We start from the raw sequence: 14,978 nt of genomic DNA on the forward strand, positions 1-14,978 counted from the left end.
ATTAAGGGGGTTTTCGGGTTCAGGCAAATCAGATTCAAAGCAGGAAACGAAGGAGTTTTCTGATGTCTGATATGTTCTGGTTGTCCAATCGACAGTTTGCCCGGATGCGCCCCTATTTCCCTCTTTCCCATGGTGTTCCGCGAACCGATGACCGCCGGGTCATTTCCGGCATCATCCATGTGGTCAAGAACGGTCTTCGCTGGTGCGATGCGCCTGCCGGGTATGGGCCTCACAAGACACTTTACAACCGCTTTGTCAGGTGGAGCAGGCTGGGTGTTTTTGATCGTATTTTCAGTGGCCTGGCGGGTGCGGCTGGCGAGCCGGACACGGTGCAGATCGACTCTACCCACATCAAGGCTCACAGGACTGCATGCAGTCTTGCAAGTCCGCGGGACGGGATGTTCCCCGCCACATTGGCAGGACGAAAGGTGGTCTGAATTCCAAATTGCATGCCGTCATCAATGGAGAAGGCAAACCGGTGATCTTGGCGCTGACTGCCGGACAGGTCTCGGACCATATCGGGGCGAAGATCGTTTATCCCTGTCTTCCAGGTTCAAGAGTACTGATCGCGGACAAAGGCTACGACAGCAACGAATGGCGCGCTGCACTCAGCGCCAAAGGCATCACGGCATGTATTCCGCCAAAAGCCAATTGCAAGGCGAAGATAGAATTCGACAAAGTCCCGTACAAACAGAGACATAAGATCGAAAACACCTTCTCGAAGATAAAGGACTGGCGCCGGATGGCAACCCGATACGACAGGTGCGCCGACGTCTTCATGGCTGCTGTCACACTTGCCGTAACCTGTATCTTCTGGCTCAGTTGATGAGTCCTGACCCTAGGGGCTATTCAGCGACAGCAGTTCGAAACTTCGAAATGCGAATATCCAATGCATCCAGTGATAAGGGCTCCACTCACCCCATACCCTTAAAAAATGGCGTATTACTGCTAAATGTAGATACGAAAGTGAGACATCGCGCCTCACTGGCACCGCAGGAAGGCCTGTAAACCAGCACTTTTCTAGTATGGTGAGTTTCCCAGTCACGCCCGCCATCTTTCAGGAAAATACAGCTTTTCAGACGGTCGGTCGGACACTTGCGCCGCTCGAGCCGGAACGCAGCTACAGTCGCCGTCAACCGCCGGCGTCGTCCACGCCTCCGGCTGTCGCCGCGACATTGCCCTTGCCGACGTCCACAATGCGTTCGCGTGGCCACCATTGCGGATGGTTCTCCTCCACCCATCGCAGCATCTTTTCGCGCAGCCTGGCGTGCATCTGCCAGGCGGCGGTGGGATCGCCGGCCGTGGCGTAGAAGCGGACGTGCTGTCCGTTCTGGTCGTGATCGTCGACCAGAACCTTTGGCTCCGCGCTCTCCATGACATCCTCGTCTTCGGACGCGAACTCCAGGTACGCCTTCCTGAGGGCCTCCACATTGGCGGAATGATCGAGGAGAAGCGTGAATGTCCGCGTCATCTTCGAGTCCTGCACCGACCAGTTCTCGAAAGGATTGGATATGAAATAGCGCACAGGCACGATCAATCGGCGATCATCCCAGGTGCGCAATCTCACGAAGGTATAGAAGATCGCCTCCACATAGGCCCAGTCGCCCTCGTAATAGACGCTGTCGCCAATCCGGATCGGCTTGGCGATCGCGATCTGGAGGCTCGCCAGTATGTTGCCCAGCACCGACTGGCCGGCGATGCCGAGGATCACCGTCAGGACACCCGCGGAAGCCAGCAGCGAAATGCCCAGCGAATGAAACAGATGCAATTGCGTGAGCACGAGGCCGGCGCCGAACGCGAATGCGACCAGAAGCACGACACGCCGCAAGGCGTATATGGAGGTATAGAAGCTTCGCTCCTGCGCGCTCTGCTCGTCGTCTATTTTTCCGACATAGCGATGCGTGACGACATTGAGGATACTGTCGATCGAGCGCAACGCGGCAAGGGTGATGGCGATGGCCATCGCGATCGTCAGTATGGGCGTAAGAACGGCCATGATGGGCGCAGAAAAGGCCAAGGCCCTGCTTGCGATATAGTCCAGCAAGAAGACCGAGAAAAACAGCGCGAGCGGAGTCCGCGCCGCTTGCGCCGCGATCTTGCCATTCTCCCATTTCAGGCGCCCCGCCAGGAGGCCGAGGCCCCAGCGAAACAGGAAGAATGCGCTGAGTGAAATGACAATCGCGACCGGCAGCGCGACGAATTCCCACGGTTTCAGGGACCAGAGCGCCTGACGCCGCCAGGAATCAGGCAGTTGACGCTCCAGCCAACCCGGGCCGTAATGTTCGTACAAGGCATCGATATTGGCGACTGTCTGACGCGAAAACACCCATGCGGCGTCGCCCGTTACAGGTTTCACGCGGTTCATCCGGATTGCGACCGGACGGTCGTCGAGATCTAGAATTTCCAGTTGCAGGCTGCGGCGCGGCCGCCCGACGCCCGCGCTGTTGGTGGATCCGTTCTCCTGCATGGCGTCCGGCCGGTCCGGCAACTCGTTCCAGCTGATCCAGAGACGCCTTTCGATGATCTTGCCGAGTTTTTCGGCAAGGTCCCGCCCGGCCTCGGCCTGCTCTGTCTCGGGGATGTCCGAAAGATCGAGAAGGTGCGCCGCAACCAGAGGATTGTCGGCGCGGGTCGCGTTCAGGAAACTCTCCATCGCGCCCTGCGGGGTCGAACGATCGACCTCTGCGGGCATTTCGCCAAGACCGGTGTTCAGGACATCCACCTGAAACCAGTTTTCCATCTCCTGCGCATGCCCGTCTGACAACGGGGCGAAGCATGCAATGATGGCGATGGCAACGAACAGGAAGGAAGAACGCGGACGTTTCCGAAGACGCAAACCGTTTACCTCTGGTCTTTCAGACATTGATTCAGAGGTTGCGCTCGCGTCCGTAAGCAGTTCGATCGATGAGGGAGGAGTCACTGCCCGGCATCGATCGAGATTGCGCCATGACATCCAGGCGGCAACCCTTGAGGTGATCTAACGCGACCGCCGGAGAAAGGTTCCAGTCTGGTGTTTGGCTGATTTTTGTCTGGCCTGGCGTTTCATTCTGACTGGCGAAAAGCGGCGAACCCGGTCGGCCTCCCACGCCGTCGCGGACGCTACTGTCCTTCTGTCGCACGGGCGCCGCGCGCCCTTGAACCCTGTCTGGCGCTGGCGATCTGGCGGAAGAAATCCCGTCGCGGCTGCGCCGGACTGCCCAGCAGTTCCGCCTTTGGCGGCACGTTGCTGATGACGCCGGCCTGTGCGCCAATGCTGGCGCCGTCGCCAATTTCGAGATGCCCTGCAATCGCCGCTTGTCCGCCGATCCGCACGAAATTGCCGATCTGCGTCGAACCCGCGACGCCGACCTGTGCGACGATGACGCAGTACTGTCCGATCGTGACGTTGTGGGCGATCTGGACAAGATTATCGATCCATGTGCCCTTGCCAATAATCGTGTCGGCGGCCGATCCACGGTCAACCGTCGTGTTGGCGCCGACCCGCACGTCATCCTCGATTATCACGCGTCCCAATTGCGGGATTGCGAGAAACCCGCTCTTCGTGCTGGCGAAGCCGAATCCCGGCTGGCCTATGCGGCACCCTGCTCCGATATGGACTCGCGATCCGACGATGGCGTGGCTGAGGCTCGCATTGCTTTCGATGACGCAGTCGGAACCGATGGAAACGCCGCGCCCGACCGTCGCTCCGGCGCCGATGCGGCAACCGGCGGCGACTGTGGCGCCGGCCTCCACCACCGCGTGGGAGCCGATGCGGACCGAACTGTCGACGACAGCGAGCGGATCGACAAAAGCCGTCGGGTGAACGTCGCCGGCATGGTCAACAACGGGATGAAACAGACTGCAGACGCGCGCCCATGCAGCGTAGGGCTCGGTCGAGCGAATTGCGATGGAGCCTTTCGGAAGCTGGCTTTCAAGCGCCGGATGTATGATGACGGCTCCGGCTTTCGTGTTCGACAGTGTCGCCAGATAGCGGCGATTTTCCAGGAAGCTGACTTGACGCTCACTCGCCTCCTCCAGCGACGCCACGCCTTCCAGCAGGATTTCCGACGCATCGGCGTCGCCCTCCGCATGCCGCGCCACAGTCGCCACGTCGAACGGACCGACGCCCTGAAAGAATTGCGGATCACCAACCAATACTCTGTCCTCCTGCAAGGGACATTCCGGCTACGCCGGAAAGGATTCCAAATGGCGTGTCGACTGCCTGCGCCAGCCCAATGGAGACGATCCATTCTGCCTGCGCCTGAGGGCTGGGTGAACATGGAGGAAAACGTCAGTCGGACCCGATCGAAAGATCGCCGATTATTCGTTGCCTCAGGACCGCCCTCCGCGATCAGTCGACTGTCTCGCTCATGGCTGGTTTCCGGGCTTAAAAGCCTGTCCTTGCGGACATCTCCGACACCCTTCCCGGACAAGTCGTTGTCCAGTGGATCGTGTCGGGCGCGGCTTCAATACCGTTGCGGGGGCAGCGCCGGCCTTCAACCGGCTTCCCAATTATCCGCCTGAACGAATCCGGCGGCACCATAAGCAATCGCTAGTAAACACAGGCGGCCGGAAAACACAACCAACCATCGCGCTAGTGCCCCGAATCTGAAGTTCGTTACATCCTGCAGCACGCTCTATTCGAACTTCAGATTCGACAAGGGCGCTAGCAAGATAATGTTTCTAGTGTGGTTTACGGATTTGAAGTTCCTGTATGATACAGCTGCTACAATTTAAGGAACTTCAAATCCACCACACTAGTGGCCCGAATCTGAAGTTCGCCAGACTATGCGACGCGACCGGTCCAAACGTAATATTCGATCAGGACGCTAGCTGTGTGTCGAACGCGCGCTTTCGTGCACTGTAAACAGTTCCTGAATTTCCTCGACGCCGCGCAATTCGTAGCGACCGATCGAGACGAAGGACGCGCTGTCCGCCTCGCTGGCGGCAGCGGCGAACGCCGGCGATATCAAGACGTCTGTCTTCAGCGAACTGCACAACGCCAAGATCCGGCTGGTTTCGTTGACCGCAGGCCCGACCACGGTAAAATCCAGACGTTCCCTGCTGCCGATATTGCCATAGAAAACCTCTCCGGCGTGGAGGGCCACATAGGGATTGGTCACCGCATGGTTTTCCGCGCTTCTCTCACCATTCAGGACGGCAGTGCGTTCGCGAAGCGCCTTTTCAGCCTGCAAAGCGGCGCGACAGGCCTCGCCCGTATCGTCGGCATTGAAGATCGCCAGCACCCCGTCGCCCATGAGCTTGAGAACCTCGCCGCCGGCTTCATGCACACAATCGATTGTCACTTCCGCATAGTCATTAAGAAAGGGAATGATCTCCTCGGGCAGCGCGGTGTCTGCGGTTCTGGTGAAATCGCGAAGATCGCTGAACCAGATCACCGATCTCATTTTCTCGGCGACGCCGCGAACAATCGTTCCGGCTAGGACGCGACGGCCGGTCTCGCGTCCCAGATAGGTCTGCGCCAGCGTATCGGCGATCCGGGACAACGAAGCGCTGCGCAAGGCGAGCACAAGATGGGCGACCAGGCGCTTGAGCTCCGCCGCCTGGTCGTCAGAAAAGCCGCCCGGTTTGTCGGACGTCCAGGAGGAATAGACGCAATCCATCTCGCCGATCACCCCTTCCACACCAAACCGGTGGATCATCGCGACGTAATCCGTGCAGCCTTCCTGCGCCAGTTCGTCAATGATCGGATAGTCCGCCTTTTTGCCCGGCGCGATGCGGTGATGAAGCAATGTCTCTCCGGACGTATAGAGATGGAAGAAGGGGCTCCTTCGCCAGGCCGCCTCCTCGATGCCGTCACCGCCGGTCCGGCCATATTCCGCAATTGTGACCGGCTCTTCGGTGTCCGGGCGCCAGCGGAAAACACGCCCCTCATAGAGCGGATGCAAAGTGTCGATGATGACCGAGCCCTGCAACAGCGGAAACCCGATTTTCACCAGACGCTCGCAGAAACCCGACAAAAGGTCAGGTTCAGCGGCGCCCGCCAGACCGGCTGCAGTGATCCACGAGGCGATGCCCGGGCGGGAGACTGCTTCGGGGGGAGGTTGGGATGGGCTCATTTCGTCACTTCGATCAGACAGGGAATCGACGTTAAGGCGTGAAAGTGATCATAAAATGAAAGCCCGACGCGACGGCGTTCCAACCCGATCAAAACGGTTGAATATTTTTTTAATTGCACATTTAGATTGTAACACGGCGCATGAATAAAACATGTTATAGCGCTTGCGGCATATCATTGTTGCAACGCCCAGACCGGAGCACGTTATCATGAATTTCAAGGTTCTGTTTCTTCCATTTCTGACATTGACAACCCTTGGCGTTGCGCCGGTTGCAGGAACTGCGTTCGCGCAGGAAGACGAGCTCGTCATCGTGTCAACCGGCGGAACTCTCCAAGACGCTCTCGAGACGCTTTTCTTTGAACCATTCACCAGCGAATCCGACACAAGGATTACGCATGTATCGGCTTTCACGTCGGAGCAGTTCGATACGGCAAGAACCATGAAAGACTCCGGAGACGTCGAATGGGATATCGTCACGGCGCAACCGGAGAGCTTCTTCCACGAGCGCGACCTTCTCGAGGAACTGGATTGCTCCCGCATACCCAACGCTGCGGAATTCGGCATCGAGAACACCTGCGCGACCTATGGACTGCTTCGCACCATCGGGGGCGGCGTCATAGCCTACAATACCGACGCCTTTCCCGATGAGGGACCCTCGTCCTGGGTCGACTTCTGGGACGTCGAACGTTTTCCCGGTCAGCGCTGTCTGCCCGCAATCACGCCGCACTGGATGATCATGATCGCGCTGATGGCCGACGGCGCAGATCCGGACCAGCTCTTTCCGCTCGATATCGATCGGGGCGTAAGCAAGCTTGAAGAACTCAAGCCGAATGTCTCAGGCTGGTGGGAAACCGGCAATGAAAGCCAGGACATGATGCGACAGGGCGATTGCGTTATGGCCTGGATGTGGTCTGGCCGGGCGCTGCAGCTGATGCGTGAAGGTCATCCGATCGCCATTTCCTGGAACCAGCACGTGCCGATCGTCGGCTACTGGGCTATCCTGAAGGACGCGCCGAACAAGGACGCAGCCTATGATTTCCTGAACTTCTTCATGGCGCGCCCGCAAGCCCATCGGACGTTTTCCGAAACCTATTTTTACGACACGGCGAACCGTATCGCGACGGAGCAGCTCAGCCAGGAAAACCGTAAGCTGCGAGTGACGTCGCCGGAGAATCTGGCCGAGCAAACGCCAACTGATTTCCATTGGATCGCGGAACACCAGGACGAGATGCGTCAGGCGTTCGATGCGTTGCTGAACAAGTAAATGGCGTCTGCGGACTTCAAAAAAAGGTTCAGCCGCCTGCCGCGTCGAGCGCCTGCATTTCCTCGTCCGACAGCGTCAGTTCCACAGCTTTCACGAAACTCTCCAGATGGGCCGGCTTGGTGGCGCTGGCGATCGGAGCAGTAACGCCTTTCTTTGCGATCAGCCAGGCAAGCGCAACCTCGGCGGGCGTAGCCGCATGGCTTTGCGCCACCTGATCGAGCGCGTCGAGAATGGCGAGCCCGCGCGTGTCGAGATATTTCTCCACGCGGCTGCCTCTGGCCGATTGCCCGAGATCGGCTTTCGAGCGGTATTTACCGGACAGGAATCCAGACGCCAGGCTGAAATAGGTGACCACTCCAATACCGTTTTCCTCGCAAAGATCGCACAGAGGTCCTTCGAAGGTTTCGCGGTCGTAGAGATTGTATTCCGGCTGAACAACCTGATAGGCGGGCAATCCCTGATCTGCGGAAATCTTGAGGGCTTTGGCGAGGTATTCGGCGTCGTGGTTCGATGCGCCGATGGCCTTGACCTTGCCTTCCTTGATGAGCTTGTCATAGGCGCCAAGCGTCTCTTCCTGCGGCGTTTCCGGATCCATCCAGTGGGAAAAATACAGATCGATGCTGTCGATCTTCAGCCGGGACAGGGAATTCTCGACCGCTTCGGTGATCCACTTCGCCGAAAGCCCCTTTTGTCCCGGCTTGCCGAGATCCGATGCGACCTTGGTGAAAATCACGACCCTGTCGCGCATGCCCGGCCGGGCCTTCAGCCAGTTTCCGATGATCGTTTCGGATTCGCCGCCGCTGTTGCCTGGCGCCCATGTCGAATAAGAGTCCGCCGTATCGATCGCGTTGAATCCGTGATCGACAAAGGCGTCGAGCAATTCGAAGCTGGTTTTTTCATCGATTGTCCAACCAAATACGTTGCCGCCGAAGACGATCGGCGCGATCAAAAACCCTGTGTTGCCGAGTGTCCGCTTATCCATTCCTTTTTCCTTTCATTCTTGCTTTCAGGCGATTGCTCCGCCGCCGTCGACCATGATCGTTGCTCCGGTCATGTATGAATTGGCCATGCATGCAACGACCTGAAGCGCGATATGCGCCGGCGCGCCGATCTGTCCCACCGGCATTCTTTCGGCGGCGCCCTCGAACATCGATTTGCGGGCGTCGCCTTGAAGCCGGTCATACATTTCCGTCATGACGAGACCCGTCGACACGCAATTCACGCGAACCGGCGCCATCTCCAGCGCCAGGCCGCGGGTGAGGCCCTCCAGCGCGGCGTTGATCGCCGACTGAAGAGCAGCTCCCTTTTTTGGCCGCGTGGAGAGCGTTCCCGATATCAGGGTCAGCGAACCGCCATCGGCGATTTTGGCCTGTCGCGCGATTCGATAGGCGCCCCAGAACTTCGATTCCATCGAACGATAGGCGTCTTCCAGAGCCAGTTCGCTCACTGCAGCAATTCTGGTTTCGGCGGCCGAAACCACAACATGATCGAAGGGTTCCAAGTTCGTAAAGAAAGCCTCGATGGCCGGTTGATCGGCAGTATCGAGCACCCGGGCGGAGGCGCCGCCGCCGAGCCGAGACACGGCTTTCTCGAGTTTTTCGCTGCTGCGCGATGCGATAGCGACATTTCCACCATGGGCGAGGGCGGCTTCCGCCACCCCAAAGCCGATGCCGGAACTGCCTCCAACGATCAGAATTTTTTTGCCTTCGAGCGACATGATGCTTCCTCCGTCCCTATCACAAACTGTCGACGACGCCGCCGTCAGCCAGCAGGTCAGCGCCGGCGGCAATCGCGGTTTTCGAACTCAGGTCAATGTGCATCGCCCCCAACCCTGTCCATGAACAAATAATGGCCGCGATCGCATCCGGACGCAGTGGGTGTGGCTGAAGATTGATCCGGCTGCCGCGGACGCGGCGCTCCCTATTGAAATGGGAGCAAAAGCCGAAATGGCAACCATCGAAATGACAATGTTGACAGACGATCAGAGCAGTTCCCGCGCAGTAACACAATCCAGTATTATAGGATTCATTAAACTCCAAGGGGAGCAAAACGGCTTACTGTGGTGTATAAACTGGTTCAAATCAGGTACATTAGATTTCACTACTTGTCATTCCGGATGATTTGCTGGCGCGACACGACAAGGTCAAAGGCAGCGATGCAATGGCGCAGATAAAGAGCCGCTGAAATGAAACTCGACTGGTCGTCAGAGGGGTGGGCGCGTGTCTATGCGTTTACGGCGCTCGGCACGCTTGCGTGTATCGGTTTCGCCTTCGCGTTCGACAGCTACTCCTTTGAAGACGGATCCTGGCGATGGGGCTCCGACCCGATCAACAATCTCCTGATTCCGCTGATACTGGCGCCGCCGCTCTTCCTGTTCATCCTGAGCAAAATGCGGCAGCTCGCCATTGCACATACCGAGTTGATGACGGTCGCGGCGACCGATCCCCTGACGTCGTTGCTCAATCGCCGAGCCTTTACCGAGATGGTCGACGGCTATCTCAACAGGGTCGAGGAAGCGTCGGCGGCGTCTCACAATGCGCTTTTCGTCATCGACGTGGATCACTTCAAGGCCGTGAACGACCGCTTCGGCCATGATTATGGCGACAAGGCGTTGCAGCTCATCGCCGAGGCGATCGCCGAAACGGTGCACGACACGGACCTCGTTGGCCGCATTGGCGGCGAGGAGTTTTGCGTTTTCATGCCCCGCAAGCCATCCGACCATTTTCCCGACGCCGCTGAACGGATCCGGTCGGCTATCAGCGAAGTCGCCTTTGTCGTCGATGAGCAGCGCCATGTGTTGTCCGTAAGCGTCGGCGGCGTGATATTCGAGCGCGGCGCCGCATTCAGCGATCTCTATCGCGGCGCCGACGAACGGCTCTATCTCGCCAAACGCAACGGCCGTAATCGGGTTGAACTCTCCATTTTTTCTCCGCAAACAACCGATCCGCTGCACTAGCGTCATCAGCCTTGCGGAGTTTTCCTGTCTTACGGCTTACGTCGCCGCAAATTTCGCCCTATGATTGTGCAACAATGACAATCCTGTTTCATGAATTTCGATATTGCCGCTCTCGCGGAGCTCATCCAAAGGCGTTCATTTGGGACTTTTTCTGGCCAATCATTACAGCAGCCTGAAAGGCGCGATCTTTATCATCTGCTACGGCAGATCAGGCTCGACCCTGCTGACACGCCTGATCAACACCATACCGGGCGCATGTATTCGGGGCGAAAACGCCAATGCGCTCATGCATCTCTTTCGCGCCTTTGAGGCGGCGCATCGAACGCGGTACGCACAAGGAAAACCGGAACTCGCCGACACGGCCCCGTGGTTTGGGGCCGACAAGGTCGCGCCATCCGAGTTCGGCGACGCGCTCATTGATTGTTTTGTCCGACAGATCCTGAAACCGGAGCCGACAGCGACATGGCTCGGTTTCAAGGAGATCCGCTATCACGAACTGGGCGACAAGTTCGCGGACTATCTTGATTTCATGCAGAAATTCTTTCCGAATGCGCATTTCATCTTCAACCGTCGGTCCCACATCGATGTCGCCCGGTCGGGGTGGTTCGCCCAGAGACCAGGAAAAACAGTCGAGAAACTCGTCGATGAAATGAATGCGGCCTTTCTCGACTATCACGAAAAGCATCCCGGCAATTCGAGTATTACAGACTACGAAGATTTCTCTGAAGATCCGAGCCGCCTGAAACCGGTGTTCGACATGTTGGGCGAAGAACTCGATCTTCCTCGCTGCCGGGAAATCCTGAACGTCCGGTTGAAACACTGAACAGCAGCCAGATTACCGCATCTTCCTCGTCCAGCGTCGAAGTTCATTGCCAATGCGCGCGCCACTCATCATGACGCTATCCTTCTTGAAACTCTTTCTGGCGGATCGCTCTTGCTGCCTGGCGATCGCGCGCTTGGTCTGAATGTGTTCAAGGTCACGAATACGAAGATCCATGAGCATCGCGATCTCGACGGCGAGTTCCCTTTCGAAATCCCCAAGCGCCTCAAGGAAGCGGCATTCGTATGTCCGCAACTGCGTTACGTCATCTTCGCTCTGCAGCGGAACGAGACCCGCAAGCTGCCCCGCGCAACGTTTGTCGCCATCATCCATGTGGGCGAGATACCGCGCATGGGTGGCGATAACTCTCTCCAGTGCGAGCGCCGGCGTCCGCTGATCGCTATCAACCGGCAAGGGGTGATAGGCCTCCGGCGTCGGCAGAAAATGTCCACTGGCGCCGTTTTCCAGATTGCGGTGAACCCACTCCAGTTCGGCGCCCGTATCAAGCGATGCGTCGAAAGACTGCAGGAAGGCCGATTTTCTGAATGCGAAGCAGGAAAACGGGCCTGGCGCTCCGAACAGCGCGCGGGCTTGCATTGTCGACGGCGCGACGACTTGCGGTCCGTCCGGTCTGATCTTCATGGGCCTGTCGGAAAATATGTCGAAACAGACACATCCCGAATACGGGTGCTGCGCAAAGTAGGAGGCCGTCTGAGCGAAGCGGTCAGCGACGCTGATATCACCGATTTCAGCGATCACGCAGACGTCGCTTTCGGCCCTGGCGATCGCGTGATCGAACGCCGCGCCGCGCCCGACGCCATCGGTCCTGACAAGCGCAAGCCTGTCGTACTCCCCTGACCATAGATCCAGAAGGCGGTCGGCAGTGTCATCGTCGGACCCGTCATCCACGAAAACGACCTTGAAGTTCCGCCAGGTTTGCAATCCAAGCATTCGGCGGTAGTCGTCGAGACGATCGCGGACGTTTCTGGCGACGGTCAGAACGGTAAGTTCCGGCGCATCGTCATTCGGAGGCGGCAAACACAAGGATTTGCGGAATTCAAACGCCTTCGACTGTCGCGTCGGCCGACGATAAACGGAGAAAATCCGCTGGACAGCGGATTTGTCATAGCCGCAGAAACCGATATAGGCGTCGTTTCGATCATACAGCGCGCTTTTTTCCGCCGCCTGTTCGGGAGCGTCTGCGAAATCGTGGATCAGAAGCGCCTCGGGCGTATACAGAAATCGCTCCGGACCGAAGAAGGGCAACATGCGGGCGCAGAGCAACAACCCTTCATGTCCGACAAGAAGCGGGTCGAAGCCGCCGAACTCGAGAAACAGATCCCGTCGCCAGATCGAAATGCCTTCGGCTGACGGAATGGCGGGCCGGATGCGGTCGCCGAGATCGTAATTCTCGGCAGACGATCCGCCTGGTGATTTCGGGACGATCCTGCCCCTGACCGCGACTGCGCCATGGCGCGCAATGACCGATACAAGCGCGCCAATCGTGTCTTCCGTGATTGCGCCGTCGTCATCGAGAAAAATGACGTATTCGCCGCGCGCCAATCGCGCTCCGATATTCCGCCCTTCAGAGCAGCCGACATTGAACGGCGCGTCGATCCGGACGTAGCAGTCCAGTCTGTCGAAAACGGTTTTCTCCAGGGAAGGATTGCCGTTGTTGACAAAGACCACCTCACACTCTTGCGTCCTGGAAACGCCCGAAAGTGAGAAAACAAGCGCTGCGAAATCCAGGCTTTGCTTGTAATTGAGGACGACAATCGAAAATCTCGGATTTTCAGGCCCCGGCTCGCCGATGATTTTGCAATGAGGGATCAGTTTTTCCTGGAATCCCTCCATCGCATTTCGGGCGGCGGCGTGATTGCCGGCAAGAAATTCTTCTCCGGCGCGCCCGAACGCCTTTTCAAGCGAGGCGCATGTCGTCGCTTCCCCGTTTATCCCGCTGTCAGTATCGTGCATGCAACCGGTCCCGACGTCTGTCGACAGCAAGCAGCGGCATATTCAACGGTCGCCGCCGGCAGTGTAATAAATTTTAATTTGCCCAAACAAAATATAGGCTATGAGAGGTACGATATTCTTCGGTTCAACGCAATGAAATGAACTTCGACAAACAAGACGCCGCCCCTTTGGCTGCAATAAAAAGACCCTATAATCAGCCGCTTGAATATTCGGCGGCTTGGCCTTGTCATCAGGAGACGGCGTGAAACTGTTTCCCAATGCGCCTATCGGCGCGTTTCTCGTCGCGATCGTTATCGCCGCCATTGCGCCGATTCTCATTTTTGTCGTCCTCGTCCTTCAACAACTCGAAGACGGACAGCAGGAGTTGCTTGAACGCCGGGCGCTTCGGGACGCCCGCAGTCTGGCTTCGTCCACCAACCAGCTCCTGAGTGATATGGCGGCCAATATCCGGCTCGTCGCATCCGATCCTGAACTTGAGGCGGGAGACCTGCAGAATTTCCATAACAGGACGCAATCAGCCCTCAGGCACAGTTCTCTCTACGTCATACTTGTCGAGGAAGACGGACAGCAGCTCCTCAATACACGTGTGCCCTTCGGCACGCCGCTCGGCCCGATATCGCACTTGAAGTCGCTCGCAAGCGCGCTCGAAAGCCAACGACTCACCGTGTCGGACGTTTTCTTCGGCCAGACAAGCAAGCAATGGGTCTTCAACGTGCTTCTTCCGGCGCCGCCGAAAACGAGATCAGGCGACGCGCTCATCATCACGCGCAACGCCGCCGAGGTCGCGTCGCTCATTTCCACAGACAGCCTTCCGGAAGGCTGGTCAGCTGCGATCCTCGACAGCGCAGGCCAGGTTGTGGCGTCCATAGGACCCGACCAGGCTGACACCGGCGAAACTTTTGATGAAAGGTTGCTGGCCAGTTTTGAATCGTTCAGCGGCGTCACTCGAGCGACGATCGACGGAAAAAAACTGCTCAGCGGCTACACCAGACTGCCTGGCTGGAGCTGGAACGCGGTCGCCTGGGGGCCGATCGGATCAGGACAGGAAGCGATCCGGGAAACCTGGCGGTCGCTGATCCTCGGCGGCGTGCTTCTCCTGGCGATCGCCGTTTTCGCCGCCTATTTGGTTGCAAGACAGATCCGCAAGTCGATCATCGGCATCGCAGGCATGGCGAACGAGATGGGCGAAGGCAAGATCGTCGCGCCGATCAATACGCCGGTGCGCGAAATCGACACGGTCGCCAAGGCGCTTTCAACGGCGTCCTTCGATCGCAGCCAGGCGGAAGACCAGATCAGGTTAATCATGCGCGAACTGGCGCATCGCACCAAGAACCAGCTTTCCCTCGTGCAGGCGGCGATCCGCCAGACCGCCCGCAACGCCGAAACGATCGCAGACTTCAACCGCAGCATCGATGCGCGCATATCCGGGCTTGGCCGCTCGGTCGACCTGTTGACGTCGGAACAATGGGCCGCCGTTCCTCTTGAAACGGTCATCCGCAGCCAGATGGAATTTTTCGGAGACATCACCGCGCGGCTCGACACCAGCGGCCAGACTGTGCTCCTGAAACCGGAAGCCACACAAAATCTGGGATTGATCCTGCACGAACTTGCCACCAACGCCGTCAAATACGGCGCCTGGTCCGTTCCCACAGGCCGCGTGAGCATCGAATGGGACATTGTGCGCCATCCCGACAAGCCCGAGGATCTCGAAATCAACTGGCTGGAAATCGGCGGCCCGCCAGCCGTCGAACCGACGCGAAAGGGTTTCGGCTCCCAGGTTGTCGTCAGCCACGCCCAGGCCGTTTTCTGGGGAGCGGTTACGACGCAATACGGAGAAAAAGGTTTCCGCTGGAAACTCGTCGCTCCCCTGGCTTCCTTCATCGGCGTCAAGGACGACGAATAGGA

The 14,978-nt window shown here is 58.1% G+C and carries 11 protein-coding genes and 1 riboswitch; of the genes, 5 read left to right on the forward strand and 6 right to left on the reverse strand.

Features of this window, described 5'->3' with window-relative positions:
• The first annotated feature begins 62 nt into the window (after window positions 1–62).
• Window positions 63–826, forward strand: a protein-coding gene (locus K1W69_RS18480) for an IS5 family transposase (protein WP_258571176.1) whose coding sequence is annotated in 2 segments (ribosomal slippage) — window positions 63–401 and window positions 404–826 — 762 coding nt in all. Because the reading frame shifts where the segments join, the coding sequence is not laid out codon by codon here.
• Window positions 827–1,132: 306 nt separating this feature from the next.
• Here K1W69_RS18480 and K1W69_RS18485 read toward each other — a convergent pair.
• The 3 genes from K1W69_RS18485 to K1W69_RS18495 form a co-directional block, all read right to left on the reverse strand.
• Window positions 1,133–2,836, reverse strand: coding sequence for a mechanosensitive ion channel family protein (locus tag K1W69_RS18485; protein WP_220229893.1), 1,704 nt, complete (start codon window positions 2,834–2,836; stop codon window positions 1,133–1,135).
• A 263-nt stretch (window positions 2,837–3,099) separates the two neighbouring features.
• On the reverse strand, window positions 3,100–4,152 hold the full coding sequence (lpxD, locus tag K1W69_RS18490; RefSeq protein ID WP_220229894.1) for a UDP-3-O-(3-hydroxymyristoyl)glucosamine N-acyltransferase: 1,053 nt from the start codon (window positions 4,150–4,152) through the stop codon (window positions 3,100–3,102).
• 182 nt (window positions 4,153–4,334) lie between these two features.
• Window positions 4,335–4,538, reverse strand: a riboswitch (cobalamin riboswitch).
• 270 nt (window positions 4,539–4,808) lie between these two features.
• Window positions 4,809–6,059 (reverse strand): adenylate/guanylate cyclase domain-containing protein, encoded by a 1,251-nt coding sequence (locus K1W69_RS18495; RefSeq protein ID WP_220229895.1) that lies wholly within the window; start codon window positions 6,057–6,059, stop codon window positions 4,809–4,811.
• 208 nt (window positions 6,060–6,267) lie between these two features.
• On the opposite strand from K1W69_RS18495, the gene K1W69_RS18500 reads away from it, so the two are divergent.
• Window positions 6,268–7,323 (forward strand): ABC transporter substrate-binding protein, encoded by a 1,056-nt coding sequence (locus K1W69_RS18500; protein ID WP_220229896.1) that lies wholly within the window; start codon window positions 6,268–6,270, stop codon window positions 7,321–7,323.
• Between the two features lie 28 nt (window positions 7,324–7,351).
• Here the strand turns inward: K1W69_RS18500 and K1W69_RS18505 are convergent, their stop codons facing one another.
• Window positions 7,352–8,305 carry an aldo/keto reductase gene (locus K1W69_RS18505; RefSeq protein ID WP_220229897.1) on the reverse strand — a complete coding sequence of 318 codons (954 nt, stop codon included), beginning with the start codon at window positions 8,303–8,305 and terminating at the stop codon, window positions 7,352–7,354.
• A 24-nt stretch (window positions 8,306–8,329) separates the two neighbouring features.
• Window positions 8,330–9,040, reverse strand: coding sequence for an SDR family oxidoreductase (locus tag K1W69_RS18510; protein WP_220229898.1), 711 nt, complete (start codon window positions 9,038–9,040; stop codon window positions 8,330–8,332).
• A 468-nt stretch (window positions 9,041–9,508) separates the two neighbouring features.
• On the opposite strand from K1W69_RS18510, the gene K1W69_RS18515 reads away from it, so the two are divergent.
• Both K1W69_RS18515 and K1W69_RS18520 read left to right on the forward strand, forming a co-directional pair.
• A complete protein-coding gene (locus tag K1W69_RS18515; RefSeq protein ID WP_220229899.1) occupies window positions 9,509–10,279 on the forward strand; it encodes a GGDEF domain-containing protein in 771 nt (256 codons plus the stop codon).
• Window positions 10,280–10,418: 139 nt separating this feature from the next.
• A complete protein-coding gene (locus K1W69_RS18520) occupies window positions 10,419–11,102 on the forward strand; it encodes a sulfotransferase (RefSeq protein ID WP_220229900.1) in 684 nt (227 codons plus the stop codon).
• A 12-nt stretch (window positions 11,103–11,114) separates the two neighbouring features.
• Here K1W69_RS18520 and K1W69_RS18525 read toward each other — a convergent pair whose 3' ends face one another.
• Entirely contained in the window at window positions 11,115–13,073 is a 1,959-nt protein-coding gene (locus tag K1W69_RS18525; RefSeq protein WP_220229901.1) for a glycosyltransferase family 2 protein, read from the reverse strand.
• A 241-nt stretch (window positions 13,074–13,314) separates the two neighbouring features.
• Here K1W69_RS18525 and K1W69_RS18530 point away from each other — a divergent pair, with 241 nt between their 5' ends.
• Window positions 13,315–14,976 carry a sensor histidine kinase gene (locus K1W69_RS18530; protein WP_220229902.1) on the forward strand — a complete coding sequence of 554 codons (1,662 nt, stop codon included), beginning with the start codon at window positions 13,315–13,317 and terminating at the stop codon, window positions 14,974–14,976.
• The last annotated feature ends 2 nt before the right edge of the window (window positions 14,977–14,978 follow it).

The organism is Flavimaribacter sediminis (genome assembly GCF_019492055.1).
In the GTDB taxonomy this organism is placed as follows: domain Bacteria; phylum Pseudomonadota; class Alphaproteobacteria; order Rhizobiales; family Rhizobiaceae; genus Flavimaribacter; species Flavimaribacter sediminis.

Bases quoted from the DNA above. Each gene is read 5' to 3' on its own strand.
- K1W69_RS18515 (WP_220229899.1), top strand. From the start codon at position 9,509: ATGAAACTCGACTGGTCGTCAGAGGGGTGGGCGCGTGTCTATGCGTTT.
- K1W69_RS18495 (WP_220229895.1), bottom strand. From the start codon at position 6,059: ATGAGCCCATCCCAACCTCCCCCCGAAGCAGTCTCCCGCCCGGGCATC.
- K1W69_RS18500 (WP_220229896.1), top strand. From the start codon at position 6,268: ATGAATTTCAAGGTTCTGTTTCTTCCATTTCTGACATTGACAACCCTT.
- K1W69_RS18505 (WP_220229897.1), bottom strand. From the start codon at position 8,305: ATGGATAAGCGGACACTCGGCAACACAGGGTTTTTGATCGCGCCGATC.
- K1W69_RS18510 (WP_220229898.1), bottom strand. From the start codon at position 9,040: ATGTCGCTCGAAGGCAAAAAAATTCTGATCGTTGGAGGCAGTTCCGGC.
- K1W69_RS18525 (WP_220229901.1), bottom strand. From the start codon at position 13,073: ATGCACGATACTGACAGCGGGATAAACGGGGAAGCGACGACATGCGCC.